The organism is Rhodococcus sp. MSC1_016 (assembly GCF_023667485.2).
Lineage (GTDB): Bacteria > Actinomycetota > Actinomycetes > Mycobacteriales > Mycobacteriaceae > Rhodococcus_F > Rhodococcus_F oxybenzonivorans.
Genome location: NZ_JAMOZI020000001.1, coordinates 4,542,695 through 4,569,412, shown reverse-complemented (window position 1 = coordinate 4,569,412; position 26,718 = coordinate 4,542,695). Strand labels below are relative to the sequence as shown.

27 protein-coding genes are annotated in these 26,718 nt (G+C 66.7%); 11 read left to right on the top strand and 16 right to left on the bottom strand.

All coding sequences use genetic code 11. The features are described from left to right. Positions 1–3: 3 nt before the first annotated feature. The 3 genes from hypF to L1080_RS21190 all read right to left on the bottom strand — a co-directional run bounded on the left by hypF (position 4) and on the right by L1080_RS21190 (position 3,325). Positions 4–2,310, bottom strand: a complete 2,307-nt coding sequence (hypF, locus tag L1080_RS21200; RefSeq protein WP_250773075.1) for a carbamoyltransferase HypF — start codon at positions 2,308–2,310, stop codon at positions 4–6. Between the two features lie 92 nt (positions 2,311–2,402). Further along, positions 2,403–2,972 (bottom strand): ATP-dependent Clp protease proteolytic subunit, encoded by a 570-nt coding sequence (locus L1080_RS21195; protein WP_250773184.1) that lies wholly within the window; start codon positions 2,970–2,972, stop codon positions 2,403–2,405. Between the two features lie 80 nt (positions 2,973–3,052). Then, positions 3,053–3,325 (bottom strand): helix-turn-helix domain-containing protein, encoded by a 273-nt coding sequence (locus L1080_RS21190; protein WP_250773078.1) that lies wholly within the window; start codon positions 3,323–3,325, stop codon positions 3,053–3,055. 42 nt (positions 3,326–3,367) lie between these two features. Here L1080_RS21190 and lhgO point away from each other — a divergent pair, with 42 nt between their 5' ends. Beyond that, positions 3,368–4,573 (top strand): L-2-hydroxyglutarate oxidase, encoded by a 1,206-nt coding sequence (gene lhgO / locus L1080_RS21185; protein WP_250773080.1) that lies wholly within the window; start codon positions 3,368–3,370, stop codon positions 4,571–4,573. Positions 4,574–4,616: 43 nt separating this feature from the next. Here the strand turns inward: lhgO and L1080_RS21180 are convergent, their stop codons facing one another. After that, positions 4,617–6,014: a cytochrome P450 gene (locus L1080_RS21180; RefSeq protein WP_250773082.1), complete on the bottom strand. Its 1,398-nt coding sequence runs from the start codon at positions 6,012–6,014 to the stop codon at positions 4,617–4,619. 92 nt (positions 6,015–6,106) lie between these two features. On the opposite strand from L1080_RS21180, the gene L1080_RS21175 reads away from it, so the two are divergent. Both L1080_RS21175 and L1080_RS21170 read left to right on the top strand, forming a co-directional pair. Then, on the top strand, positions 6,107–6,691 hold the full coding sequence (locus L1080_RS21175; protein ID WP_159919223.1) for a TetR/AcrR family transcriptional regulator: 585 nt from the start codon (positions 6,107–6,109) through the stop codon (positions 6,689–6,691). Between the two features lie 5 nt (positions 6,692–6,696). Then, positions 6,697–7,173: a hypothetical protein gene (locus L1080_RS21170; RefSeq protein WP_250773186.1), complete on the top strand. Its 477-nt coding sequence runs from the start codon at positions 6,697–6,699 to the stop codon at positions 7,171–7,173. Here L1080_RS21170 and hutG read toward each other — a convergent pair. Genes hutG through hutU form a run of 3 tightly spaced genes read right to left on the bottom strand, consistent with a single transcriptional unit; the run spans position 7,143 to position 10,981 of the window. Continuing rightward, positions 7,143–8,090, bottom strand: coding sequence for a formimidoylglutamase (gene hutG / locus L1080_RS21165; RefSeq protein WP_250773188.1), 948 nt, complete (start codon positions 8,088–8,090; stop codon positions 7,143–7,145). The two genes, L1080_RS21170 and hutG, sit on opposite strands and share 31 nt — an antisense overlap. A gap of 2 nt (positions 8,091–8,092) precedes the next feature. Continuing rightward, entirely contained in the window at positions 8,093–9,298 is a 1,206-nt protein-coding gene (gene hutI, locus L1080_RS21160; protein ID WP_250773086.1) for an imidazolonepropionase, read from the bottom strand. 9 nt (positions 9,299–9,307) lie between these two features. After that, complete coding sequence (gene hutU, locus L1080_RS21155) at positions 9,308–10,981, bottom strand: urocanate hydratase (protein WP_250773088.1); 1,674 nt, start codon at positions 10,979–10,981, stop codon at positions 9,308–9,310. A gap of 222 nt (positions 10,982–11,203) precedes the next feature. Between hutU and L1080_RS21150 the strand changes: the two genes are divergently transcribed. Together L1080_RS21150 and L1080_RS21145 are read left to right on the top strand one after the other, a co-directional pair. Then, positions 11,204–12,427: a glycosyltransferase family 87 protein gene (locus tag L1080_RS21150; RefSeq protein WP_250773090.1), complete on the top strand. Its 1,224-nt coding sequence runs from the start codon at positions 11,204–11,206 to the stop codon at positions 12,425–12,427. Between the two features lie 99 nt (positions 12,428–12,526). After that, positions 12,527–12,808, top strand: a complete 282-nt coding sequence (locus L1080_RS21145; protein WP_250773093.1) for a DUF2277 family protein — start codon at positions 12,527–12,529, stop codon at positions 12,806–12,808. A gap of 95 nt (positions 12,809–12,903) precedes the next feature. Here L1080_RS21145 and ipdC read toward each other — a convergent pair whose 3' ends face one another. The 4 genes from ipdC to echA20 are packed head-to-tail and all read right to left on the bottom strand — an operon-like array spanning position 12,904 to position 16,387. Next, positions 12,904–13,965 (bottom strand): (3aS,4S,5R,7aS)-5-hydroxy-7a-methyl-1-oxo-octahydro-1H-indene-4-carboxyl-CoA dehydrogenase, encoded by a 1,062-nt coding sequence (gene ipdC, locus L1080_RS21140; RefSeq protein WP_159919233.1) that lies wholly within the window; start codon positions 13,963–13,965, stop codon positions 12,904–12,906. Then, on the bottom strand, positions 13,962–14,723 hold the full coding sequence (ipdB, locus tag L1080_RS21135) for a cholesterol ring-cleaving hydrolase subunit IpdB (protein ID WP_250773095.1): 762 nt from the start codon (positions 14,721–14,723) through the stop codon (positions 13,962–13,964). Before ipdB ends, ipdC begins: the two co-directional genes overlap by 4 nt. Continuing rightward, a complete protein-coding gene (gene ipdA / locus L1080_RS21130) occupies positions 14,720–15,607 on the bottom strand; it encodes a cholesterol ring-cleaving hydrolase subunit IpdA (protein ID WP_250773097.1) in 888 nt (295 codons plus the stop codon). Before ipdA ends, ipdB begins: the two co-directional genes overlap by 4 nt. Positions 15,608–15,610: 3 nt before the next feature. Further along, entirely contained in the window at positions 15,611–16,387 is a 777-nt protein-coding gene (gene echA20, locus L1080_RS21125) for a (7aS)-7a-methyl-1,5-dioxo-2,3,5,6,7,7a-hexahydro-1H-indene-carboxyl-CoA hydrolase (RefSeq protein ID WP_250773099.1), read from the bottom strand. A 62-nt stretch (positions 16,388–16,449) separates the two neighbouring features. On the opposite strand from echA20, the gene L1080_RS21120 reads away from it, so the two are divergent. The 6 genes from L1080_RS21120 (at position 16,450) to L1080_RS21095 (ending at position 22,376) form a co-directional block, all read left to right on the top strand. After that, positions 16,450–17,289 (top strand): SDR family oxidoreductase, encoded by an 840-nt coding sequence (locus tag L1080_RS21120; protein WP_250773101.1) that lies wholly within the window; start codon positions 16,450–16,452, stop codon positions 17,287–17,289. Continuing rightward, complete coding sequence (locus L1080_RS21115; RefSeq protein ID WP_250773103.1) at positions 17,286–18,200, top strand: SDR family oxidoreductase; 915 nt, start codon at positions 17,286–17,288, stop codon at positions 18,198–18,200. Before L1080_RS21120 ends, L1080_RS21115 begins: the two co-directional genes overlap by 4 nt. Positions 18,201–18,358: 158 nt before the next feature. Then, positions 18,359–19,222, top strand: a complete 864-nt coding sequence (locus L1080_RS21110; protein WP_250773104.1) for an LLM class F420-dependent oxidoreductase — start codon at positions 18,359–18,361, stop codon at positions 19,220–19,222. A gap of 87 nt (positions 19,223–19,309) precedes the next feature. Further along, positions 19,310–20,557, top strand: coding sequence for a glycosyltransferase family 4 protein (locus tag L1080_RS21105; protein WP_250773107.1), 1,248 nt, complete (start codon positions 19,310–19,312; stop codon positions 20,555–20,557). Next, on the top strand, positions 20,551–21,291 hold the full coding sequence (locus L1080_RS21100; RefSeq protein ID WP_159919249.1) for a class I SAM-dependent methyltransferase: 741 nt from the start codon (positions 20,551–20,553) through the stop codon (positions 21,289–21,291). Before L1080_RS21105 ends, L1080_RS21100 begins: the two co-directional genes overlap by 7 nt. After that, positions 21,288–22,376 (top strand): prenyltransferase/squalene oxidase repeat-containing protein, encoded by a 1,089-nt coding sequence (locus L1080_RS21095; protein WP_250773109.1) that lies wholly within the window; start codon positions 21,288–21,290, stop codon positions 22,374–22,376. The genes L1080_RS21100 and L1080_RS21095 overlap by 4 nt, the downstream gene beginning before the upstream one ends. Here the strand turns inward: L1080_RS21095 and L1080_RS21090 are convergent. From L1080_RS21090 to L1080_RS21070, 5 genes are read right to left on the bottom strand one after another with little or no spacing between them, the layout of a single operon-like run. After that, positions 22,352–23,014 (bottom strand): class I SAM-dependent methyltransferase, encoded by a 663-nt coding sequence (locus tag L1080_RS21090; protein WP_208962669.1) that lies wholly within the window; start codon positions 23,012–23,014, stop codon positions 22,352–22,354. The two genes, L1080_RS21095 and L1080_RS21090, sit on opposite strands and share 25 nt — an antisense overlap. Next, positions 23,011–23,403 carry a carboxymuconolactone decarboxylase family protein gene (locus tag L1080_RS21085; RefSeq protein ID WP_159926875.1) on the bottom strand — a complete coding sequence of 131 codons (393 nt, stop codon included), beginning with the start codon at positions 23,401–23,403 and terminating at the stop codon, positions 23,011–23,013. The genes L1080_RS21090 and L1080_RS21085 overlap by 4 nt, the downstream gene beginning before the upstream one ends. 26 nt (positions 23,404–23,429) lie before the next feature. Continuing rightward, a complete protein-coding gene (locus L1080_RS21080) occupies positions 23,430–24,302 on the bottom strand; it encodes an NAD(P)-dependent oxidoreductase (RefSeq protein WP_250773112.1) in 873 nt (290 codons plus the stop codon). Continuing rightward, on the bottom strand, positions 24,299–25,051 hold the full coding sequence (locus L1080_RS21075; protein WP_250773114.1) for an SDR family oxidoreductase: 753 nt from the start codon (positions 25,049–25,051) through the stop codon (positions 24,299–24,301). Before L1080_RS21075 ends, L1080_RS21080 begins: the two co-directional genes overlap by 4 nt. Positions 25,052–25,098: 47 nt before the next feature. Beyond that, on the bottom strand, positions 25,099–26,568 hold the full coding sequence (locus tag L1080_RS21070) for an aldehyde dehydrogenase (protein WP_250773117.1): 1,470 nt from the start codon (positions 26,566–26,568) through the stop codon (positions 25,099–25,101). Positions 26,569–26,718 lie beyond the last annotated feature (150 nt).

The following is a 26,718-nucleotide window of genomic DNA, read 5'->3' as shown; positions in this document are numbered from 1 at the left end:
ACGTCACGGTCCGCGCATGGTCGCCGCGGCACCGATCACCGCCTGGCCGAGGGAGAGTCCTCCGTCGTTGGGAGGCACCCGGTGGTGGGTGAGGACTCGATAACCGCTGCTCTTCCAGTGTGCTCTCAACAGACCGAGGAATAAACGGTTTTGAAAGACTCCACCGGTCAGTCCGATCGTGGTAATGCCGGTGGTGGCGACGGCGAAGTCGACGAGCGTGGCGGTGGCCTCGGCCAGGGCATGGTGGAAACCGAGTGCCAGTTCCGCGGGAGGCGTTCCCCCGCGGACACCCGCGATCAGGCCCGACAGAAGTGAATGGATCCCGATCTGGTCGCCGTCCACGTCCATGGTCAGCGGGGCGGGGTGAGTGGTGGTGCGAGCGAGTGCCTCGAGTTCGATGGCGGCCTGCCCCTCGTAGGTGACGCGGTGACGAACACCCAGTAGTGAGGAGACCCCGTCGAACAGACGGCCCGCGCTGGTGGTCCTGACGCAGCCCCTGCCCGACACCAGTTGTGACGCGACCGCCGCGCGTTCCGCTGCCGGCAGCGCGTCCGTGCAGGGGAGTCCGTCGAGGTTCCCGATCCCGGCCTCGTGCAGGAGGGCGAGTGCCACCCGGGCCGGGTTGCGGACGGCGGCATCACCGCCGGGAAGAGAAAAGGGCTGCAGGTGTCCCATACGCCGGGTGCTCAGCACGTCGGGGCCGACGAGGAGGAGTTCGCCGCCCCACACCGTGCCGTCGCAGCCGTATCCGGTGCCATCGAAGGCCACACCCAGCACCGTGGTGCCCAGCAATCCCTGTTCCGCCATCAGTGACGCGACGTGTGCGTGATGGTGCTGGACGGTGTGCAGAGGGGTGCCGGTCCGCTCGCTGTACCGCTGCGCCCAGTGATGGGTCGAGTATCCGGGATGCGCATCGGCGATCACTGCCTCGGGCGAGATGCCGTGGAGGTGCGTCAACTGCTGCACCGACGTCTCGAACGCCCGCAGACTTTCGAGACTGCCCATGTCGCCCAGATGCGCCGAACAGAAGGCGTAGTCCTGCCGGGTAATGCAGAAGGTGTTCTTGATCTCGGCACCGACCGCCAGCACCTCCGGACTGTGCTCCGGGAGTACGACCGGCAGTGGTGCGTAGCCGCGGGATCGCCGGATCGGCAGGACGGTGTCACCGTCGACCGACAGCACCGAGTCCTCGCACGGCACGGCGATGCGGCGGTCGTGCATCAGGAACACGTCCGCGATGCTCCGAAGCCGCGTGCGCGCATCGTCGTTGTCGAAGCACAGCGGTTCACCGCTGAGATTGCCGGAAGTCATCACCAACGTCCGCGGCGGTGTCACCCGGCCGCCCGGGGTGCGCGCGAATAGCAGATGGTGCAGCGGCGTGTAGGGGAGCATCACACCGAGGTCGTCGATGCCGGGAGCGATGCCCTCGGACACGGAAGTCGAGCCGTGCTTGCGCAGCAGGACGATCGGCCGGGCCGGATGCTGCAGCAGGGCAGTCTCGAACTCGGAGATCCGGCACAGTTCCCGCGCCACGGAGAGGTCGGCCGTCATCACCGCGAACGGCTTGTCCGGCCGATGCTTGCGCTTGCGGAGGGTCGCGACCGCCGCGCTGTCGGTGGCGTCGCAGACGAGATGGAACCCGCCGAGACCCTTGACCGCGACGATCCTCCCGTCCTGCAGCGCCCCCTGCACGGCGAGCAGTACGGTGTCATCGCCCGTGAGACGTTCAGCGTCCACTTCGGCGAACAGGTGCGGACCGCAGTCGGGGCAGCAGACCGGCTGCGCGTGGAACCGGCGATCATCGGGGTCGCGGTACTCGGCCGAGCACCGCTCACACAACGGGAACTCGGCCATCGTCGTGTTGGGCCGGTCGTAGGGCAGGTCGGTGATCACGGTGAAACGAGGTCCACAGTTCGTGCAGTTGATGAACGGGTGGCGGTACCGGCGGTCCTGCGGATCACCCAGCTCGCGGAGGCAATCCGCGCACGTCGCCACGTCGGGTGAGACGAGCGTTCTCGCACCGGCGACGTGACGGCTGTCGATGATCCGGAACGCGTCGTCGCCCCGCAGCGGTACCGCTTCGACGGCCACGTCCACGATGACCGCCATCGGCGGCGCGTCCGCGCGGAGCCTGCGGGTGAACTCCGACAACGACGCGGCGGGACCTTCCACCTCGATGAACACGCTGACGTCGTCGTTGCCGCAGTGGCCGCTGACACCGAGGTCGTCGGCGAGTCGGGCGACGAACGGGCGGAAGCCGACGCCCTGCACGACCCCGTGAACCGTGATGCGCGATCGTTCGACCGTCATCCTCGGATGATTCTCCGGTCGAGGTCTTGGGCGCAAGAGGCCTCCGTGGCGACGCCCGTGTGGAGCGGAAGGGCCCCGGTGATCAGCCCGGGCTACTCCTCTTCGGTAGCGCGGGCGCCGGTGACGGTGTCGATCAACCCGTAGTCCCGAGCCTCGTCCGCGGAGAGAATTCGGTGTGCGCGCATGTCGTCGATCACGGTGTCGACGGGACGTCCACAGGAGTCGGCGATACGACCCTGCAGTCTGCGTAGTTGCCGCGAGTGATGTTCGGTGGCCGTGGCGATGTCCGATGCCGGACCGGCACACGTGGTCCGCGGTTCGCGGAGGTGGAAGGTGGCGTGGGGTGCTGCCGTCCGTTTCTCGGCGGGAGACAGGAGCGCGACCGCCACGCTCGCGACGACGCCCTGGCAGTGGACGTGCAGCGGCACGCTCATCAGATCCAAGGTGTCGAGAAGGGCGGCGGCTGCGTCGACATCGGCATCGACGCTGCGCAGCCACACCTGGACCGCCCCGTCGCCGGACGCGTCGAGCAGGGCGAGTGACGCCGCCGCGCGGTTGGTGGCTTCGCTCTCGAGTCTGCCGGTCAACGTCACGATCCGTTGATCGAACAGGCGCTCGGCGAGCCAGTCGGAACTGGGAGCGGGGACCGACGTGACGTGCATCGGCGCGGGTGGCTGCGGCGGATCCGGTTGCCACGGTGTGTGGAACGGCGGGACGGGCGGCGGTGAGGGTGGTGGCCAAATCATGGTGATGACTCCTGTTGTGCAGAGATCGTCCAGTCGACAGTCCGGCCGACGGCCGCCGCATACCGTTCGAGCGTCGAGAGCCGAGGATCGATGTCACCGCGCTCGAGGCGTGCTATCGCGGACTGCGACGTGCCCATCTGTGCCGCGATGTCAGTCTGGGTCAGTCGGTGCTCGAGCCGGGTTGCGACCAGTTCGTCCAGGAGCGCTCGACGCCGGCCGGACAGGTGTTCCAATCCGGGAAAGGAAGTGCGCCGAGGTTCGGTCGACATACCATCGATGATATCTCGAATTCGATATACGGAGGGGTGCTCATGGCGAAAGTTCGTGCGGCCGTCGTCGGCGGCGGCATCATCGGTCTGGCGGTCGCCCGGGAACTCCTGCACCGGATCGACGGCCTCGAGTTGACGTTGTTCGAGAAGGAGACCCGTGTTGCGGCCCATCAGACCGGCCACAACAGCGGAGTCGTCCACGCCGGTCTCTACTACACCCCCGGCAGCCTCAGGGCCCGGCTGTGTCTGCGTGGTGTCACCCTGCTCCGGCAGTATTCACAGGACAAGGGTGTGCCCTACGAGGAATGCGGCAAAGTGGTGATCGCCCACGATTCCACTGAAATAGCTCGTATGAACGCCATATTCGAGCGTGCCGTTTCCAACGGGGTGCCGGACGTCCGGTTGCTCGACGGCGGCGCGATTCGGGACATCGAACCGCACGCACGCGGAGTCGCCGCGATCCATTCCCCGAGAACTGCGATCATCGACTACGTCGCGGTGGCGGAGGCGCTCGCAGGAGACGTCGGCGCGGCCGGTGGAAGGGTACGACTCGGGACCGAAGTGGTGGGGCTGGAAAGCCGGGCGCGGGAGGCTTTGGTCACCACCTCCCACGGGACCGAGTCGTTCGATCTGGTGGTCACCTGCGCCGGCTTACAGTCGGACCGCGTCGCGGTACTGTCCGGTGAGTCCCGATCACCGCGCGTGGTCCCGTTCTCCGGCGACTACTTCCTGTTGCAACCCGACCGTTCGTCGCTGGTGAAGGGGCTGATCTATCCGGTGCCGGACCCTCGCTATCCGTTCCTCGGCGTGCATCTCACGAAACGGATCGACGGCCGGATCATGCTCGGCCCGAACGCTTTCCTCGCGCTCGGCCGCGAGGCATACACGTGGCAGGACTGGTCGGTGCGCGATACCGCGTCGGCGATCGGATTTCCGGGGTTCTGGCGGTTCGCCCGCGGAAACGTAGCGGCAGCCGTGCGTGAAGCCCGCACCGTCCTGAGTACCGAGGCGTTCGTGCGGGAGGCGCAGAAGTACGTGCCCGATGTGTGTCGCACGGACGTCACCCGTGGTCCCCGGGGGATACGGGCCCAGGCAATGAACGCCGACGGAAGCCTCGAGGACGACTTCGTCATTACCGGGGCGCACCGCGTCATTCACGTCCGGAACGCGCCCTCCCCGGGTGCGACGTCCTCGCTTGCCATCGCCGAATACGTCGTCGACGAGGCGCTCGCGCGCGCAACCGGGTGAGCTTGCCGTGACGTCCGACCGCCGCAACGCTGCAGTCGGAGGGTCAGCGGCGTCGCAGCTGGAGCGTGAAGCCCTCGGGCATGAGGGTGAGCCGCTCGGCGATCTTCAACTGATAATCCGGAGCACCCACGATGTCGTAGCGGCGCAGAATGGTCCCGAGAACGAGCACGGCCTCGTGTACCGCGAATTGTCTTCCGATGCAGGCGCGTTCGCCGGTTCCGAAGGGCTTGTACACGTGCGCGGGACGCGACCGGATGTGTTCGGGCAAGAAGTTGTCGGGGTCGAAGGCCTCGGGATCGTCCCCCCAGACGGGGTCGCGGTGCAGCGCGGGGATGAGGACGAGGACCCAGTCGCCGACCTTCATCGGATACTTGCCGACGAGGGTGGTGTCGACGGTGGCCTCCCGGCCGTAGGCGGGCGCCGTGGGCCACAGCCGCAGCGACTCGTCGAGCACTCGTCGCACATACCGCAGTTTGGCGATCTGCTCGAACTCCGGTGTCTCCTCGCCCCACACCTCCTCGACCTCGGCGCGAGCCTTCGCAAGCACCTCGGGGTGACGAGAGAGGTAGTAGAGGGCGAAAGACAGCGCGCCGGAAGTCGTCTCGTGTCCCGCGACGAGGAAGGTGACCACCTGATGACGGATGTTCAACTCGTCGATCTTGTCGGGGTGATCTTCCCGGGCCGCCCGCAACATCAGTTCGAGCAGGTCCTCGGGGCCCGCGTTGCCGCTGCCTCGGCGGGCCCGGATCACCTCGTCGACCACTTCGGCCAGATACTCCAGATTTCTCGCATTGCGGCGATCCGCCCTGCGTGTCAGGAGTCGCCCGATCGCGGACGTCTTCACGAACGTCGTCCGCTGCGAATGGCTGAGTGCGCCCACCATTGCCTGCACGAATGGGTGCGGACGTGGACGCTCGAACGAGTCGAACGAATAGCTGAAGCCCGTGCGGCCGATCGTCTCGAGGGTCAGCTTGGTCATGTCCGAAGACACGTCCACGGGTGTGCCGTCGGTGCGGCGGTCCCAGTACTCGGTCAACTCGTCGGCGACGTCGAGCATCGTACGGTGGTACGAGCGCATCGCCGGCTTCGTGAAGGCCGGCGCGAGCAGGTTGTGTGCCTTGCTCCAATTGGGCTCGTGGTTGTAGGCGGTGAACAGCCCGTCTCCGCCCAACTCCCGCAAGGAGGCGACGCCGGGAGCGAGGTGTTTGGCGAAACGGGACTCGTCCGACAGTTCCGCCACCATGTCGGCGCCCGAGGCGAACACGAAGCGGTTACCGAGGACATCGCGTTCGAAGATGGGCCCGAGCGTCTTCCCGATCTCCATCGAATTCTGCAATGGCTTGCGGATGTTGATGCCGAGCACGTCACCGAGTACCGGTAGTCGCCAGCGGGGATGAGGAATAGCCGCGGTGTCGCGCTCGCGAAGTGATTCGACGCTCATATTGCCCCCGGTGTGTCGCGCACTACTGAATTGATGTCTAGTACGCAAGGTACGCCTTACTGAATCGGTGTCAAGTAGTAGCGTGAGTCAGCATGACCAGTGCCCGCCGCCGCCTCGACCCCGAACAGCGGCGGACGCAGCTACTCGACATCGGCGCGCGTTTGTTCGCCGACCGGCCGTACGAGGACGTGTGGATCGAGGAGGTCGCCGAGCTCGCCGAGGTGTCGCGTGGGTTGATGTACCACTACTTCCCGACGAAACGAGACTTCTTCGCGGCCATCGTCGAGCGCGAGTCCGAACGGCTCCTCGCGGCCACTGCCCCCGACCCGTCGTTACCCGTCGAAGAGCAGGTGGCGGCGGGCCTCGACGCGTATCTCGAGCATGTCGCCAGCCATCGGCACGGCGTGCGGGCGGTCAACTTCGGTGCCCTGTCGGCGGATGCCGACATTCGGGCCATCGTCGAGCGCGAACTCGACGCGCAACAACGCCGGATCGTCGACGCCCTCGACCCACCGGCGGACGACCGTGAGCTCATCGGTGTCGCGGTGCGCGGCTGGATCGCCTTTGTCCGAGCGGTGTGTATGGACTGGCTCGATCACCCGTCGATCCGCGAAAGCGAACTTCGGGACCTCTGTCTGCGGTCGCTGACCGGGATGCTCGGGGGGTGGCCGGATTGAACCCCGTGATCATCGAGCGAGAATCGACTGTCGATGCACCCATGGACCGGGTCTGGGACCGCGTCGTGAGCCCCGAGGGCATCAACGACGAGTTGCGGCCCTGGTTGACGATGAGTCTGCCCCGCGGCGCCGGGTCGATCACCATCGACACTGTTCCCGTGGGCGACCCCCTCGGCCGCGCCTGGCTCAAACTTTTCGGCATTCTGCCCTTCGACTACGACGCCCTGACCATCGCCGAGCTCGATCGGGGACGACGGTTCCACGAGAAGTCGACGATGCTCAGCATGCGTCGTTGGGAGCACGAACGCACTCTGACTCCGTGCGAGGACGGTCGTACTCGGATTTCTGACCGGATCACGTTCGAACTTCGTACTCCGATGGCGATAATGGCGCCCTTGATCGGTCGCGTGGTGCACGCCCTCTTCGGTCACCGGCACCGTCGCCTGCGGCGTCATTTCGACCGACCGATCACCAGTCGGTGAATCAACCGTGCCGCGGTGCGTGCGGTGCGCTGGTCGATGTCGTAGACAGGATTGAGTTCGGCCACATCGCAGACCGCGAGTTTTCCACTGGCGGAAACGGTGTCGCAGATGAACTGCACTGTCTCGACCGGAATGCCGAACGCGGCGGGCGCACTCACTCCCGGCGCGACTGCAGCGGGTAGAGCGTCGAGATCGATGGTCAGGTAGACGAGGTCCACGCCCGCCAGGGATTCGAGGACGAACGCGCGCACGGCAGCCCGGTCGAGCGAGTCGTCGTCCGACAGATAGCGCACACCGAGTCGCCGGGCGGTGTCGAACAGCGCTGTCGTGTTACTCGGCTGGGCGATGCCGATCACCGAGTACTGCACTGCGGTTCCGGCGGCACGTTCGCGCTCGAGAACTTGCCGGAACGGCGTTCCCGAAGACGCCACCGGATCGGGACGGAGATCGAAGTGCGCGTCCACGTTGAGGATTCCGATTCGCCGATCCGAGGTTCTCAGTGCGGACCGGGCCAGACCGAGGTACGTCCCGTACGCCATTTCGTGCCCGCCGCCGAGGACGACCGGGAAGTGACCCGCGTCGACGACGGCGCCGACCGCGGCCGCGAGCGCCTCCTGCCCGGCCTCGAGCCGATCATCGACGACTGCGATGGTGCCGGCGTCGTACGCCCGAATCGGGTGGGGCAGCGCCATGGAGGAAAGTGCGGACCGCAACGCGTCCGGTCCGCCCGCCGCCCCCCGCCGCCCCTTGTTTCGTGCCACCCCTTCGTCACTCGCGAAACCGAGAAGCACGGTCGCCCCCGGTTCGGTTGCGGGATCGAACGGTGTGACCACTTGATGCCAGCGCAGGTGCTCCGACGTGGAGCCGTCGACTCGCCCCGACCAGGTCGGCGGGGGAGTGGACACCGGAATGTGCACGTTCACGGCCGGCACCGGGCGGCCGAGTATGCAAGGACGCCGCTGCGCCACACGTCGGTGATCAGGGGGACGCCCGGGCGATAGGCGAGATGAAGATACGACGGCGCATCCAGCGCCAGGGCGTCGGCACGGGCGCCGGGACGCAACACCCCGACGTCGTCTCGTCGCAGTGCCCGCGCGCCCCCGGCTGTGGCAGCCCAGACGGCCTCGTCCGGTGTCATGTGCATGTCTCGCACGGCGAGGGCAATGCAGAACGGCAGGCTGGTGGTGTAGCTCGTCCCGGGATTGCAGTCCGCGCCGAGTGCCACCGTCACCCCGGCGTCGATCAGGGCGCGGGCGTCGGGGTACTTGTTCCGGGTCGAGAAGTCCGCTGCCGGAAGGAGAGTCGCCACCGTGGAACTTCCGGCCAGGGCATCGCGGTCGGACTGCGTGGTGTAGCAGACATGGTCGACGGACGCGGCTCCCAGCTCCACTGCCAACTGGACGCCCGGTCCCTGGCCGAGCTGATTTCCGTGTACCCGCGGGATCAGGCCTCTCGCCATCCCGGCAGTGAGGACCGCGCGTGCCTGGTCCCGGTCGAATGCCCCTCTCTCGCAGAAGACGTCGATCCACTTCGCCTCGCTTGCACACGCGTCGATCATCTCCGCGCACACCATGGTGACGTAGTCGTCGGTGCGCCCTTCGTATTCGGGCGGCGGCACGTGCGCGGCGAGCAACGTGACCTCGTCGGTGAGCGACGCCGCGATCCGGGTGCAGCGCAGTTCGTGTCCGACCGTCTGGCCGTACCCGGTCTTGCATTCGACGGTGGTGCTGCCCGACCGCAGCGCTTCGGCGAGGAGACGGCGCGAATTGGCCTGTAGTTCTTCGTCGGTCGCGGATCGTGTCGCTTCGATCGTGGTGCGGATCCCGCCTGCGGCATAGGGGTGCCCGGCCATGCGCGCGGCGAACTCCTCGGCACGTTCGCCGCCGAAGACGAGGTGCGCGTGGCTCTCGACGAAACCCGGGAGGACGGCCCGGCCGTCGAGATCGTGTCCGGCATCAGCGCTCGGGGCGGTTCCCGAGGGCCCCACCCACGCCACCGTGCCACCGTCGAATACGACGGCCGCGTCGCGGATCAGTCCGAGTGGACCGGCTCCGGCGCCCGGGTCGTTGGTCACCAGCATGCCGATGTTGGTGAGGACCGTCGAGCGGGCGGCGTTCGTCGTCACGACGCACCCTCACCCTTCGGACATCGGTATGCGCACACCGCGCTCCCTGGCGATGTCGGCGGCGTGTTCGTATCCGGCGTCGACGTGCCGGACGATTCCCGTTCCGGGGTCGTTGGTGAGCACCCTCGTCAGTTTCTGCGTCGCCAGGTCGGTGCCGTCCGCCACACACACCTGCCCGGCGTGGATGGACCGCCCCATCCCTACGCCGCCGCCCTGGTGGATCGACACCCACGACGCACCGGACGCGGTGTTGAGCAGTGCGTTGAGCAAAGGCCAGTCGGCGACGGCGTCGGAGCCGTCCGCCATCGCTTCGGTCTCGCGGTACGGCGAGGCGACCGACCCCGAATCGAGGTGGTCGCGGCCGATCACGATGGGCGCCGACACCTCACCGGATGCCACCATCTCGTTGAACCGCACACCCGCGAGGTGCCGCTCGCCATACCCGAGCCAGCAGATGCGGGCGGGCAGGCCCTGAAAGGCCACTCGCTGGCCGGCCAGTGTGATCCACCGGCGCAGGTGCTCGTTGTCGGGGAAGAGATCGAGGATCGCGGAGTCGGTGGCGGCGATATCCGCGGGATCACCGGACAACGCGGCCCAGCGGAACGGTCCCCGCCCCTCCTCGAACAGCGGCCGGATATACGCGGGAACGAATCCGGGGAAGTCGAATGCGCGGTCGTAACCGGCCTTGCGCGCCTCGTCCCGGATCGAGTTGCCGTAGTCGAACACCACAGCGCCCCGATCGAGAAACCCCACCATCGCGGCCACATGCCGGGCCATCGACGCCCGGGCGTCCTCGGTGAACGTCACCGGGTCCTTCTCCGCCATCCTCTTCATGTCGCCGAAGTCCATTCCGAGCGGCAGGTACGACAGCGGGTCGTGCGCGGAGGTCTGGTCGGTGACGATGTCGATCGGTGCCTTTCTGGCCAGCAACTCAGGGAGCACCTCGGCAGCATTGCCCTCCAGACCGATGGACAGCGGACGCCTCGCGTCGCGGGCTTCCACCGCGAGAGCCAGCGCCTCCGAGATGTCTGCGGCCTTGACGTCGAGGTAGTCGAGCGCGATCCGGCGATCGATGCGGGTGACGTCGCAATCGACGCAGATCGCCACGCCCTCGTTCATCGTGACCGCGAGCGGTTGCGCGCCGCCCATCCCGCCCAGGCCCGCAGTCAGGGTGATCGTTCCCGCGAGCGTGCCGCCGAAGCGGGCGCGTGCCACCGCGCCGAAAGTCTCATACGTGCCCTGCAGGATGCCCTGCGTGCCGATGTAGATCCAGGAACCCGCTGTCATCTGCCCGTACATCATCAGCCCGAGCGCCTCGAGCCGCCGGAACTCCTCCCAGTTGGCCCAGTCACCCACCAGGTTGGAGTTGGCCAGGAGCACCCGGGGCGCCCACTCGTGCGTGCGGAACACCCCGACCGGTTTCCCGGACTGCACCAGCATCGTCTCGTCCGACTTCAGGGTCCGGAGCGTCCTGACCATCGCCTCGAAGGCGTCCCAGCTGCGCGCGGCCTTTCCGGTCCCGCCGTAGACGACGAGGGAGTCGGGGTGCTCGGCAACCTCGGGATCGAGGTTGTTCATGAGCATCCGCAACGCGGCCTCCTGCGGCCAACCGAGCGTGGTGAGTTCCGGCCCGCGGGGTGCCGACACCCGTCGTGGCCTGGCAGTCGAAGGCGTCGTCGTCACTGTCCACCCTCCAGCTTTCGATGGTCTCGAGTCAGTGTGGGTCTAGAAGCAGTGTGCTCCCGCTGGGCAACGCAGGGGGCAGGTTTCTGCTGAGCGAGGCGGAACGCGCACGTGGCCGGAAGCGGGCATTTCGGGCGCCATCCCCCTGACTTTGTCACGATTGAGTCACGGACCGCTACGGTAGGACATTGACGACGACGCCGATCATGAGAGAACAGATCCTTGTTACGAAGTGACTCGAAGTTCAGGACATATGGCTTTCACGCCGTCGCGGTCCTTGCGGCCGTCTTCTCGCTCGCGTTGGTGGCCTACCGCGAGTACGAGGCGGCGACGGGCTACCTCATGGATCTCTCCGTGTTCCGGGACGCCGGCTACGCATTCCTCAACGGCCTTCCGCTCTACTCTGCTGATTTCCCGAGCAGCTCCGGATTCCGATTCATCTATGCGCCTTTCGCGGCCATCCTCTTCGCGCCGATGGCAGAACTCGACCCGGCGGTTCTGCAGGTGCTGTGGTGCGCCCTGAATATCGCGCTCGTGTGGTGGATGCTGCGGGTGGTGTTCGCCAAGCTCGACATGCGGCGTCCGGACCTTCTCGCACTGATGTCGCTGGGTCCGGTCCTGCTCCTCGAGCCGATGCGCTCGAACTTCGGCTTCGGGCAGGTCAACATCATCCTGATGGCTTTGGTGGTCGCCGACTGCACCGGCGTGATCCCACGCCGATTCCGTGGCATCGCGATCGGTTTGGCGGCGGCAGTCAAGATCACCCCTGCGGCGTTTCTCCTGGTGCTCCTGGTCCGCCGGGATTGCCGCTCCATCGCGCGTGCCTTCGCTGCCATCCTCGCGACCATCGGCCTCGGCTTCTGGCTCCTGCCCCAGTCGTCGGTGTGGTTCTGGACCACCGAGTTCTTCGCTACCGGCCGCGCCGGCCCGCCGGACTTCTTCCGCAACCAGGCCCTCACCGGTCTGATCGCCCGGCTGGGAGTCGAGGGCCGGCTCGCCAGTGCCGTGTGGATGGCGTGCGTCGTCGTGGTGGTCGCAGCTGTCGCGTGGTCGGCTCACCGGTTCACCCGGTCGGGGGAACATGTGATCGCGTTGTCCATCGTCGCGTTGGGGTCTCTGCTCGCGGCACCGTTCGCCGTCACGCATCACTGGGCGTACAGCATCCTTCTCATCCCGATTCTCGTCGCGCCTCGCTACCGCAGCTGGCGGCCGGTGGTCGGCGCGGCAACCCTCGTCTTCTTGATCGGCCCGAATTACGTACTCCAGTCCTCGTCGTCGGGCTGGGTGGAGTCGGCCGTGCGTGAGGTGGTCGGAAGCTCGCAATGTCTCGCCGGGGTGGTCCTCCTCTGCGCCGCAGTCGTGGCGGCGCGGTCGCGTACCGCGGTCAGCCCAGACGCCACGGTCGAGCCCGCCTCCGCGGACGCGTTGGAACCCGCCCGGCCCTGAAACCTCCTACCGACGGCGGGCGAATGTACCGTTCAGCGCCTCAGATGCGTCGAACGGTACATTCGCCCGGTGTCGAGGGGGCCGCGCTATCGTCGAAACATGTGCCGAAACATCACCGAACTGCGCGGACTCGAACCGGCAGCCACCGCGGAGGAGATAGAAGCGGCGGCGCGTCAATACGTACGTAAGGTCAGCGGGATTCAGAAAGTGTCGGACGCCAACCGCGAGCCCTTCGAGGAGGCGGTGGCGATCGTCACCGCGGCCACCACCACACTGCTGGCTGCGCTGCCACCTCGGAAGCAGCCGCCCCCCACCGTGCCGCCGCTGCGACGGCCGGAGGTCCGGGCGCGGATCGAGGCGAAGGCTGCGTCGTCCGGCTGATCCTTCACCCTGCACCTGGACGAACGGGACGTACGCTGCGTTGGATCGAACGAACGTCCCGTTCGTGCAGGAGCAGAGGCGGCCGCGTGCCGACGTCAGTAGCGCAGTGCGCCCAGGGCGTCGATGCGTTTGACGGCGTCCGCGACGATGCCGTCGATGAGGTCCTTGCAGGTGGGCAGATCGTCCAGTAGCCCCACTACCTGACCCGACGCCAGGACACCGGCGGCGGTGTTGCCGTCGACGAGCCCGGCCTTGAGCAGCATCGGTGTGTTGGCGGCCATGATGATCTGCTGCCAGGTGCGGTCGCTGGACTTCTTCATGGCGAGGCCGTCCTTGACGAGCGTCGACCATTTCATGCCGGTCATCGCTTTGAATTTGGACGCGTTGCGGGCGGCGGCCACGAGTCCGCGCACATTCCCGGAGTGCTCGAGGCTGTTGACTAGTTCGGTGTTGAGGACCCGGTGCGGCATGCCGTCGACCTTCCGCGACACCGTGGTGTCCTGCAGTCCCTTGGCCAGGTACTCCTGCTTCACGGAGTCGGGCACGGTCGATTCCTGGGTGAGGAGGAAACGGGTGCCCATCGCGACCCCGGCGGCGCCGTAGGCCAGCGCCGCAGCCAGCCCGCGGCCGTCGTAGAAGCCGCCCGCCGCGACGACGGGGATGTCGACGGCGTCGAGCACCGAGGGCAGCAGCAGGGTGGTGGCGACCGGTCCGGTGTGGCCGCCGCCTTCACCGCCCTGCACGATCACCGCGTCGGCGCCCCACGACGCCACCTTTTTCGCGTGCTTGGCCGCGCCGATCGACGGTATGACCACCACACCGGCCGCTTTGAGCTTCGCGATCAGTTCCTGTTTGGGGGCGAGCGCGAACGACGCGACGCGCACCTTCTCCCGGATCAGCAGGTCGATGCGTTGCGGGGCGTCGGTGGCATCGGCACGGATATTGACCCCGAAAGGCTTGTCCGTCAACGTCTTGGTCTTGGCGATGGCCGCCTCGAGTTCCTCGTACGTCATGGTCGCCGACGCCAGAATCCCGAGTCCGCCGGCGTTCGCGGTACCGGCAACGAGCCGCGGTCCGGCCACCCAGCCCATCCCGGTCTGGACCACCGGATGTTCGACACCGACGAGTTCCGTCAACGCCGTTCGGAGCGCGCTCATGCCGACACCTCCCGGTCGCGAAGGCTGCGAGGATCGAGGACCTCGCGGATCAGGTGCAGTTCTTCTTCGGTCGGTTCGCGCGTCACCCCGGCCTCGTCCAACCCGGCCACCTCGAACGACGTGTTCTCCGCAACCTGGTCGGCGGTGACGCCCGGGTGGAGGCTCAGCGCGCGGAACGTGTGGCCGGGTCCGCCGAAATCGAACACGCCGAGATTGCTCACCACGCGGTGCAGGTGCAGGAAGCGGAACGCCGGGTTCTCGGGATCGACCTGGTCGTAGCCCACTCCGGACACGATGTCGACCTTGTCGCAGAACACCCGGGACGAATGCTTGCCCACCCAGTAGCTCGTGGGGTGGTTGATGGTGTTGCCGGGTGCACCGCGGACACCGAACATCTGGCGCGTGGGGTGTTGCAGCGGACCGAACGCCGACAGGTTCTGGTTGCCGTGCCGGTCGATCTGGTTGGCGCCCATGACGACGTGGCGTCGTCCGGATGCGACGACGTCGAACACCTTCCGGAACGGCATCCACCCCTCGATCGGTGCCTTGGCGCCGACAGCCGGGGTGTCGGCGAAGATCAGGGCTTCACCGTCGGTGATGAGCAGGTCGGGTTCGGTGGTGAGCCGGGCGAGCCGGGCCCCGATCAGTGGCAGCGTCGCCATGGGGCTGGCCATGATCTCTCCTGCACCGGAGAAGATTTCGGCGCAGGCGATGGCGCAGTATTCTGCGCGAGTCACCTCGGTGATCGTCTCGCTCATGCGTGTTCTCCAAACTTCTTCACGGCGGCCTGGTAGTCGTCTTCGCTGCCCGAGAGATAGGTGTCGACGAACTTCTGCCACGACTCCGGAGTTTTCGCCGATTCGGCGTAGTGCCGCTGGAACTTCTCGTCGCGCCCGTAGCTGTCGCCGGCGAGCGTGAAGTGCGCACCGTTGGGTGCCTCGACGACGCCGTCGACCATCATGCGGTTGAGGATGAGGTTCTGCAAGGGAACGGTTTTCACCAGTTCCTCGGTTTCTACCACTCGCTCGACGGAGACGAACCGCTTCTCCGCCGCGGCGCAGTACAGGTCGTCGAAGTAGGGATCGACACCGGTGTATGCGGCGTTGCCGTGCTTGTCGCCGAGATTCAGATGTACCAGCGCCGCATCGAGATTCAGTGCGGGCATCGCGATGAGGGTCTCGGACTTGCCCGAGGCGTCGGGGTAGGGGGAGGTGACGGTGCGTAATTCGTCGCCCCAGAAGGCGCGGACGTCGGAACCGAGGCCCGCGCGGATCGGCAGAAACGGCAACCGCGCCGCCGCGGCTTCGAGGCCGCACTTGACCATGCCCTCGTCCATTTCCCGGACCTCGATCTCGCCGCCCGTGCGGGCCTTCGCGAACCAGGGGTCGTAGAACGGTGCCGAGTCGAGTGAGACGAATCCGTAGTACGCCTTCTTCACCTTGCCCGCCGAGCACAGCAGGCCGAGGTCGGGGCCGCCGTAGGTGACGACGGTGAGGTCGGTGATATCCGAGCGAAGCAACGCGCGCACCAGAGCCATCGGCTTGCGCCGAGAACCCCAGCCACCGATGCCGATGGTCATTCCGCTGCGCAGTTCGCCGACGACGTCGTCCAGAGACATTCGCTTGTCACGCTTGGTGGCCATGTATCAGCCTTCCCTGTTGTTCGAGTTGGAGCGGGGCTTACCGGTCTCGACGAACTCGTCTCGATGTTCGTCGGAGACCCCCACCAGGTTGAGTTCGAAGGTGTAGCCCTGTTCGAGTCGGTAACTGGTCTTCACGTCGACGGGGTCGATCCCGTTGATCGCCTCCTTGGCGCACCGGATCACGCGGGTGTCCTTGGCGGCGATCTTGCCGGCGATGTCGCGGGCGGCGGCGTCGAGTTTCTCGCGCGGTACCACCTCGTAGACCGAGCCGAAGTGCTGCAGTTGTTGTGCGGTCACGTTCTGGGCCGTGTAGTACAGGGTGCGCATCATGTGTTGCGGGACGAGACGAGCCAGGTGTGTCGCGGCGCCGAGTGCACCGCGGTCGACCTCCGGCAGTCCGAAGACGGCGTCGTCCGAGGCGACGATCACGTCGGCATTGCCGACCAGGCCGACGCCCCCACCGACGCAGAACCCGTTGACGGCGACCACCACGGGAACGGCGCAGTCGTAGACGGCGGCGAACGCGGCAGCGCACCCGCGATTGGCGTCAACGAGGGCGTCGTAGCCGTCGGTGGCCTGCATCTCCTTGATGTCGACGCCGGCGTTGAATCCGCGGCCCTCGGCTCGCAGGATCACCACGTGTGTGTTCGGGTTGCGGCCCGCAGCCAGCACCGCGTCGGCCAGTTCGAACCAGCCTTGCGACGGGATGGCGTTTACGGGCGGGTAGTCGACCGTCACTGTCGTGATGCCCCCGGGCTCGTCGTCAGTCCGGATTCCCATGTGTTTCCTCCATTTGAGCGGCCTCGCTACTGCACCAAGCAATTGCTTGGTAGGGTAGCACGATGGAAACGCGTTTCACTATGGACAGAACGGTGGTGCTCGTGACCGGCGGCGTTCGCGGAGTAGGTGCAGGCATCAGCCGCACCTTCCTGCGCGCGGGTGCCACGGTCGTGACCTGTGCGCGGAGGCCGGCGGACGGCCCGGTCGAAGCGGACGGTCGCGTCGCGGAGTTCATCGCCTGCGACATCCGCGACCCGGAGCAGGTACAGGGCATGGTCGATCGGATCGTCGAACGGCACGGCCGCCTCGACGTTCTGGTCAACAATGCGGGAGGTGCGCCCTACGCACTCGCTGCGGAGGCCAGCCCGAAGTACCACTCCAAGATCGTCGAACTGAACCTGCTCGCGCCCTTGCTGGTGTCGCAGGTGGCCAACGCGGTGATGCAAAACCAGGATTCAGGCGGCGCGATCGTCAACATCTCGAGCGTCAGCGGTTCACGGCCCTCACCCGGTACGGCTGCCTATGGGGCGGCCAAGGCTGGTGTCGATCACCTCGGCCGCAGTCTGGCGGTGGAGTGGGCGCCGAAGGTGCGGGTCAATTCGATCGTCGTCGGGATGGTCCGCACCGAGCAGGCACATCTGCACTACGGCGGTGAATCGGGGCTCGCGGCTGTCGCGGAGACGATCCCGCTCGGCCGCATGGCCTGCCCCGAGGATGTCGGCAACTGTGCGGTGTTCCTGGCCTCACCACTGGCCGCCTACGTCAGCGGATCGACCTTGACCGTGCACGGCGGCGGCGAGCGCCCGGCCTTCCTGTCAGCAGCAGACCCCGATCCCGCCGGAGTGGCGGCGAATATCAGCCCCCCGCGAGCAGCGGCGAATATCAATGAGGAGAGAACATGAGTGGACTGGTCGACGGTCGCGTCGTCATCGTGACGGGCGCCGGCCGCGGTATCGGACGCGCGCACGCGCTGGCCTTCGCCGCGGAAGGTGCCAAGGTAGTGGTCAACGACATCGGCGCCGGACTCGACGGCTCGGCGACGGGAGAGAGTCCCGCCGAGCAGGTCGTCGCAGAGATTGTGGCCGCCGGCGGCGAGGCCGTCGTCAACGGTGACGATGTCGCGGACTGGGCCGGGGCGGAGAATCTGATCAAGGCTGCACTGGAGCACTTCGGCCGCCTCGACGTGCTGGTGAACAATGCCGGCTTCCTGCGCGACCGCATGCTCGTCGGGATGAGCGAGCAGGAATGGGACGCCGTGGTGCGGGTGCACCTCAAAGGTCATTTCGCCACCCTGCGGCACGCGGCCGCGTATTGGCGCGGTGAGGCGAAAGCGGGCCGTGCCCTGGACGCCCGGATCATCAACACCAGTTCCGGTGCCGGACTGCAGGGTTCGATCGGGCAGGGCAACTACGCGGCGGCGAAGGCGGGTATCGCGGAGTTGACCATTCAGGCGGCGGCGGAACTGAAGAACTACGGCGTCACCGTCAATGCCATCGCCCCGTCCGCCCGGACCCGGATGACCATCGGCGCCGGCGGGGCCATGGCCGAGGCGATGGCGGCGCCCGAGGACGGGTTCGATGCGATGGCCCCGGAGAATGTCTCCCCTCTGGTGGTGTGGCTGGGCAGCACCGAGTCCAAGGACGTCACCGGACGTGTCTTCGAGGTCGAGGGCGGCAAGATCACCGTCGCCGAGGGGTGGCGTCACGGTCCCACTCAGGACAAGGGCGCGCGGTGGGAGCCGAAGGAAATCGGCCCCGTCGTCGCGGACCTGCTCGCCAAGGCCGAAACCCCGGTCCCGGTCTACGGCGCCTGATCCGTGATGTGCGAACGGGACGCTCGTTGCGATAGACCCGACGAGCGTCCCGTTCGTTCCGATGCCGCTCGGATCGGAACACTGTTTGGACACCTTGCTAAACAGGTGTCCAAAAGTTACTCTCCAAGAAGGAAATGCCTCCCGGCTTAGGAGATTTCGTGAAGTTCGGTATTACGTTGTTCACCAGTGACCGCGGAATCGGACCGGCCTCCGCCGCGCGGGGGGCCGAGGCCAATGGATTCGACTCGTTCTACGTGCCCGAGCACACGCACATTCCGATCAAACGTGATGCGGCACATCCGCAGACGGGCGACGCCTCGCTTCCGGACGATCGCTACATGCGCACGCTGGACCCCTGGGTCGCGCTCGCGTCGGCAGCCGCGGTGACCCAGCGTATCGAGCTCGGGACCTCGGTGGCTCTGCCCGTCGAGCACGACCCCATCACGCTTGCCAAGACGATCGCCTCGCTCGACCATCTGAGCGGCGGCCGCGTCGTCCTCGGTGTCGGATACGGCTGGAATCTGGATGAACTTTCCGATCATCATGTTCCGCCGGGCCGCCGTCGCACGATGCTGCGCGAGTACCTCGAGGCCATGCGCGCCCTGTGGACGCAGGAGGAAGCCTCCTACGACGGCGAGTTCGTCACCTTCGGGCCGAGCTGGGCGTGGCCCAAGCCGACGCGTGTGCCTCCGGTCGTCGTCGGTGCGGCCGGCAACGAGAAGAACTTCAAGTGGATCGTGCGTTCGGCCGACGGCTGGATGACCACACCGATCGAGCAGGACATCGACGATCGTGTCCGGTCGCTTCAGCGAATGTGGCGTGAGGCGGGCAGGGCGGGCGAACCGCGGATCGTGGTGCTCGACGGGAAGCCGGATGTCGACAAATTGCGCCGGTGGCGAGACCTCGGCGTCAGTGAGGTCGTGTACGGAGTTCCGGATCGTAGCGAGGAGGAGGTACTCGCGTACCTCGGGCGACTCGCCGGAAAGATCGAAGGTTTGCGCGAGTCGGCGGCGCTTCGCTGAGTAGTGCGGTTGGATAGGACGAGGACACTCAAGTGTGAGAACGTGTTCTAGTATTGCCGTCTGCTGCTCGAGGAGAGGTCGGAGTCCGTGCGCATCGCACTCCTGTCGTATCGAAGTAAGCCCCACTGCGGTGGGCAAGGTGTGTACGTCCGTCATCTCAGCCGTGAACTGGTCGAACTCGGACACCAGGTAGAGGTGTTCTCGGGTCAGCCGTACCCGGATGTCGACCCCCGGGTCACCCTCACGAAGGTCCCGAGTCTCGACCTCTACCGCGAGCCCGATCCGTTCAGAACGCCGCACCCGCGGGAGTTCCGCGACAGCATCGATGTGCTGGAAGTAGCCACCATGTGGACGGCCGGCTTTCCGGAGCCGCTCACATTCAGCTTGCGTGCGGCGCGACTGCTGCGCGAGCGCGCCGACGAGTTCGACGTCGTGCACGACAATCAGTGCCTCGGCTACGGGTTGCTCCAGCTACAGAAGGCCGGCCTGCCCGTCGTCGCGACCATTCACCATCCGATCACCCGCGACCGCGCGCTCGACCTGGCGGCTGCCAAGTGGTGGCGCAAGGTCACAGTCCGGCGCTGGTACGGCTTCTTGAGCATGCAGAAGCGCGTGGCCCGCCGGATTCCCGCGCTGGTGACGGTGTCGCAGTCTTCGGCCGACGACATCAGCGCGGAGTTCGACGTGCCCGCTGCTCATTTGCGGACCATTCCGCTCGGCGTGGACACCGAGGTGTTCCAGCCGCGCGCCGATGCACGGGTGGCGGGGCGGATCGTGTGTGTCGCGAGCGCCGACATGCCGCTCAAGGGTGTGTCGACCTTGCTCGAAGCCGTTGCGAAGGTGCACACCGAACGCACCGTCGAGTTGGTTCTCGTTGCCAAACTGGCGGCGGGCGGGGTCACCGAGAAGCTGATCGACGAACTCGCCATCGGTGACGTGGTGCGCACGGTCTCGGGCATCGACGACTCCGATTTGGCGTCGCTGCTGGCCTCGGCAGACGTCGCCTGTGTCCCGTCCCTGTACGAGGGTTTTTCCCTGCCCGCCGTCGAAGCGATGGCCTGTGGAACGCCGCTCGTCGCGAGCCGTGCCGGTGCCATCCCCGAGGTCGTGGGAACTCAGGAAGAAGCCGGTGTCCTGGTGACGCCCGGCGATCCGCAGGAACTGGCGGACGTGCTGGGCGCGCTGCTCGACGACCCGGAGCGGCGCGTCAGGCTGGGCGATGGCGGCCGCCGCCGCGCGCTCGAGCGCTACAGCTGGTCTGCGGTGGCGGCGAAGACCGCGGAGACTTATGCCGATGCCATCCAGCAGACCCGTGGAGGAGAACGACTGTGCTGACCGTGGACTTCGACCGGCTGGGCGTGAAGCCCGGCGACAAGGTGATCGACATCGGTGCGGGAGCCGGACGGCACTCGTTCGAACTGTATCGGCGCGGGGCCGACGTCATCGCGTTCGACCAGAACGCCGACGAGCTGGCCGACGTCGAGAAGATGTTCGTGGCCATGGCCGAAGTGGGGGAGGCGCCCGCGGGCGCCGACGCGCGTATTCAGGTGGGTGACGCGCTGAACCTGCCCTATGAGGACGGCACGTTCGACGCTGTCCTCATCTCCGAGGTTCTCGAGCACGTGCCCGAGGACGATCGCGCCATCGCCGAGTTGGTGCGCATCCTCAAGCCCGGTGGTGTTGCAGCAGTGACGGTTCCGCGGTGGTTGCCGGAGAAGGTCTGCTGGGCACTGTCCGACGCCTACCACGAAGTGGAAGGCGGGCACGTGCGGATCTATCGGGCCGACGAGTTGGCGGGCAAGCTCACTGCGGCCGGGTTGAAGGTGCAGGGCCGCGATCATGCCCACGCCCTGCATTCACCGTACTGGTGGCTCAAATGCGCGGTGGGGGTGGAGAACAACGACAATCCCCTTACCAAGGCCTACCACCAGGTACTGGTGTGGGACATGATGAAAGCGCCCTGGCTCACTCGCACCGCGGAGAAGGTACTCAACCCCGTGGTCGGCAAGAGCGTGGTGTTCTATCTGGAGAAGCCGAACCGGCCGAGCGCGGTGAGGGCGCCGCGGTGAGAGCGGCCGACGTTCCGTCGGTGCCGAACGTGTTGTCGGAGAGCCAGGTACTGCAGACGGCGAAGTCGATCGCCGCGGCCCAGGAATCGTCGGGCGCGTTGCCGTGGTTCACAGGTGGTCACACCGACCCGTGGGACCACGTCGAATCCGCCATGGCGCTCAGCGCTGCCGGGTTGCGCGAGGAGGCGGAGGCCGCGTACGAGTGGTCGCGCCGCACTCAGCGGCCCGACGGTTCGTGGCCGATGGAGTTCCGGGACGGTGTGGTCCACAATGCCGACTCCGACAGCAACTTCTGCGCGTATCTCGCGGTCGGAGTGTGGCATCACTACCTGATCACCGGTAACCGGGACTTCGCCGTGTCCATGTGGCCCTCGGTGCGGGCAGGGCTCGACTTCGTCGTGGAGTTGCAGGAACCGAGTGGCGAAATTTTCTGGGCCCGAGGAATCGGCGGCGAAGCATGCCCCGAGGCGCTGCTGACCGGCAACTCCAGCATCCACCACAGCCTGCTGTGCGGGTTGTTGCTGGCGCGACTTGTGGACGACCCCCAACCGGAGTGGGAGTTCGCCAAATACACCCTCGGCCACGCGATCCGGCGGCATCCGGAGTCGTTTGCGCTCAAAGACGAATACTCGATGGACTGGTATTACCCCATCCTCGGGGGAGCCGTGCGGGGTGCGGCGGCGGCTGCGCGCATCGAGTCGCGGTGGGACGACTTCGTCGTCGAAGGTCTGGGCATCCGGTGTGTCGACCACCGGCCGTGGGTGACCGGAGCCGAGACGTGCGAGCTGGTGCTGGCCCTCGACGCGATGGGCGAGCGCACCCGCGCTCTCGAACAGTTCGCGGCCATGCAGCATCTGCGTGATCCCGACGGTTCGTACTGGACCGGGCTCGTCTACAGCGACGGCAAACGCTGGCCGGTCGAACAGACCACGTGGACGGGTGGAGCGATGATTCTCGCGGCGGACGCACTGTCGCGCACCACGCCCGGACACGGAATCTTCCGGGACGCGGCGGCGCCGGTGGGACTACCGATCGGTGCAGATCGGTGCGGCGACTACTGTCACGCCAGCGGTTCTCCGGTCTGACCGCCTACCCGTTCGAGAACGCGCAGTGACCCGGTGACGGATGTCTCCTTGAATTGGCCTGTCGCCAAAGCACGTTCGTAGATCTCGAACGGCGGCCGTCCACCGTCCGCGGGGTCCGGGAATACGTCGTGGATGACGAGTGCACCGCCGACGACGACCCAGGGTGCCCACCCCTCGAGGTCGGCGTTCGCGGCCTCCGAGGTGTGTCCGCCGTCGATGAAGACGAAGTCGACGGGGGAGCGCCAGAATGTTGCCACCGTGGAGGAGCGGCCGAGCACCCCGACGACGTATTCTTCGAGCCCCGAGTCGGCCATGGTGTGGCGGAACCGGCCGACGGTGTCGAGCACACCGGTGTGGGGGTCGACGAAGGCCGGTTCGTGGTATTCCCAGCCCGGCTGGTGTTCCTCGGAGCCGTGATGGTGGTCGATGGTGACCACCCGAGCGCCTCTGGCTTTCGCGGCCGCCCCGAGGTAGATCGTGGAGCGGCCGCAGTAGGTGCCGATCTCGACGCCGGTACCGCCCGGAGTCAGATAGTGCATCGCGGCCGCGTGCAGGGCGGTGCCCTCGTCCTCCGGCATGAAACCGGGCGTGGACTCGGCGAGTCGGAGAAGGTCTCGTGTCAGGTGTTCGGTGCTCATGTGGCCTCTGCATCCGGGGCTGCCGCTCTGGCTGCCTTCTTCCGCTTGTGTAGCACCCCACCGATCATGGAGTCGAGTTTCGTACCCAACGGCCACCCCACGTAGTGGCACAGGAACAGGGCGATCTCCCGCAGTTGCTCCTCGTCGAGTTCCTCGTTGTGCAGGGCGGCTCCCACCTGGATCTCCGCGACATCGACCAGACCTTGCGCGGTGAGCGCACCGAGGAGGAGGAGCCTACGGTCGCGGATGCTGAGCCCGGGCCTCGCCCAGATGTCGGCGAAGAGGTGGTCGGCGGTAACGGCGAAGTGCGCGCCGGGACCGTCCTGCATCTCGAAACCGTAGACCTTCTCCATCATGGCCAGGCCGCGGGTGCGGGTGTCGTCACGCATCCCTGCTCCTTCGTCGCAGTCGGCGGTCATCGCTGCTCCTTCGTCGCTGTGCTGTCCACGCCCAGCCCCGGCCCCAGTCCGGTCAGGGCGATCCGGGCGAGCGGCAGGGTGACGTCGAGGCGCTCGCCGAGGCCGATCGCCAGGAGAAGATCCTTCTCGCCGAGGTCCCGGACGTGGGACATGATCGGGTACCAGTTGTCGTTCTCGTCGAGGGCGGCGGTGGTGTCGCGGAGCATGATCGCGCCGGCGCCACCGGTGATCGCGTCGGTGTGCCGGACGACCTTCCCGAGTTCGGTGATGTCGAGACCGGCGGCCTCGGCGAGTCGCAGCGCCTCGGCCGCGGCCGTGAAGGACACGAAGTGCAGCAGGTTGCGGGCGAGCTTCATGCGCGTACCCGCGCCCACGTCGCCCGCGTGCACGACGAGTTCCGCCCAGTGCCCGAACGGCTCCCGCACCTTCTCGAACGCCGTGTCACTCGCGCCGACCATCACGGCGAGCTTGCCCTTGTGTGCGCCCGGGGCGCCGCCGCTCACGGGGGCGTCCACCAGTTCGACGCCCTGCTCACCGCACAACTGCGCCAATTCGACGGCAGTGACGTCGCTGATCGTCGAATGCACCGCCACGACGGTGCCAGGCCGGGCCACCTCCAGCATCTGGACGACGACGTCCCGCACCTGTTCGTCGTTCAGCACGGTCACGGAGATAACGTCCGCGTTCTCGGCCACCTCCCGCGGACTCGACGTCACCTTCGCGCCCGCCTTGCCGAACGGTTCCAGCGCCTCGGGCCGGGTGTCGCACACGATGAGTCCGCCGGGTCGGCCCAGCAGCCGCTTCGCCATGGGCGCACCCATGTTGCCGAGGCCGATGTAGCCGACGGATACCTGCTCGGTCGTGGTCATGCCCGAAAAATCTGTCCGCCGTCGACGTTGAAGATCTGCCCGGTGATCCAGCTCGCCTCGTCGGAGAGCAGGAACAAACACGCCCCGACGAGATCTTCAGGTGTTCCCATGCGCTTGAGGGGCAGGGTCTTGACCATGTCTGCCACCATATTTCCCGGGGTGACGGTGCGGGTGGCTTCGGTGTCGATCGGCCCCGGCGCAATGGCGTTGACCCGAATGTTCATGCCACCCACCTCATGGGCGAGCTGCTGGGTGAGGCCGTTGATTCCCACCTTCGCGAGCCCGTAGAAGCCGGAGTACAACCAAGCCGCCGTGGACGATTGGTTGACGATCGACCCGCCGCCGCCATTGTTCATGTGCGGCCACACCGCGCGGGTCACGTTGAGGGCGCCGTCGAAGTTCACGCTCATGAACTTCTTGTAGTAGTCCCACGGCACGGTGATGAGGAGGTCGAGTTTCATGCCCCCGTAGATGGCGGCGTTGTTGACCAGATAGTCGATGCCGCCGAACTTCTCGACGGTGAACTCGGCGAGTTGTTTCGCCGACTCCTCGTCGGACACGTCGACATCCTTGAATACCGCCGTCCCGCCGTCGGAGGTGATCTGTTTTGCCACGGTTTCGCCGAGTTCCGCGTTGAGATCCGCGACCACCACGTTGGCGCCCTCGGTTGCCAGCGCCCGGGCATATCCCTCGCCGATGCCCTGAGCAGCGCCGGTGACGATGGCTGTCTTTCCGTCGAACCGTCCCATATCGTCTTGTCTCCCTGAGTTGAGTGCGGTGAAAGTGTGGTGATGGACTACAGGGCCGGTTCCGCGACCAGCTTGGTCTCGAGGTACTCCTCGAAGCCCGCGACACCCATTTCCCGGCCGATCCCGGATTGCTTGTATCCGCCGAACGGCGCATCGGCCGCGTACCAGATTCCGCCGTTCACGCCGAGCGTGCCGGTGTGCACTGCCTCGACCACGTGCTGCACGCGTGCGGGATCCGTACCCCAGATCGATCCGGACAGTCCATAGGGGGAGTCGTTGGCGATGCGAATGGCGTCGTCGTCACCGTCGTGGGGGATGATCACGAGCACGGGACCGAAGATCTCTTCCCGTGCCACCCGCGCGCTGTTGTCGAGTCCGGAGATGAGGGTGGGTTCGATGAAGAAGCCCCGTTCGTGATTGCCGGGGCGTCCGCCGCCGACCACGATGGTCCCGCCTTCCTCGACCGCGAGACGCAGATACGCCTCGACTCGCTCGCGTTGGCGTGCGGAGATGATCGGACCGCAGATGGTGCCGGGTTCGTCGGGGTCACCGGCAGGAAGACCGCGGAGGGTGCGCGCGGTGGCCTCGACTGCCTCGTCGTACTTTTCGCGCGGAACGAGTAACCGGGTGGTGAGCGCGCAGCCCTGCCCGGCGTGGGTGCTCACGGTGAATGCCGCCATCGCGCAGGCGCCCGCCAAGTCGGCGTCGTCGAGCACGATGAAGGCCGACTTGCCGCCCAATTCGAGGAACACCTTTTTGAGTGTCTGGGCGGCGGCCGTCATGACGGCCTTACCCGTTTCGGTCGAGCCGGTGAAGGACACGAGGTCCACCCGGGGGTCGGTCGACAGCTGCGCACCGAGGGAGTGGTCGCTCGACGTCACGATGTTGACCACGCCGGGCGGGAAATCGGTTTCCTGCGCGATCAGTGTGCCGACGAGCGCCGCGCACCAGGGTGTGTCGGGAGCGGGCTTGAGCACCACAGTGTTTCCCGCGGCCAGTGCGGGGCCGAGTTTTGCGAAATTGATTTGATGAGGAAAGTTCCACGGCGTGATGGCGCCCACCACACCGACTGCCTCCTTCAGGACCCGCCTGTGCGACTTGATTCCCATCGTCGTCGACTCACCCAGGTCCTGTTCCCAGGAATAGCTGTCCGCCAGGCCCGCGAAGTATCCGAGATCGGCAACGGGCCCCTCGAGCTGCGGTCCGCTGGTGAAGAACCTCGGCGCGCCGACCTCGGCGATCGTGATCTCCCGGAATTCCTCGATGTGGGCGAGCAGGGCGTCGCGCAATTGCCGCAGGCACCGCGCCCGGAAAGCGTGGTCGCGGGACCAGGTCGTATCGTCGAATGCTCGGCGCGCAGCAGCGATCGCCACGTCCATGTCGGCGGGGGTGGCATCGGCCGCGGCACCCAGCACCTCTTCAGTGGCAGGGTTGATCACGTCGAAGGTGCCCCCGGAACCCGGGACGAGCTTGCCGTCGATCAGCAGGAGGGAACTGTCGGTGGGACGCAGAGTCATGGGGTCACTTCCCGATCGGATGGTGTGGGAGTTGTCGTCGTCACGAGTCGTAGGAGATTCGGACGGTGTGGGTAAGGGGCATCGCCTGACAGGCCGAAAAGTGGAGCCAGCAAAAAAACTGGACATATGTCTGGACTATAGTTTGCACAT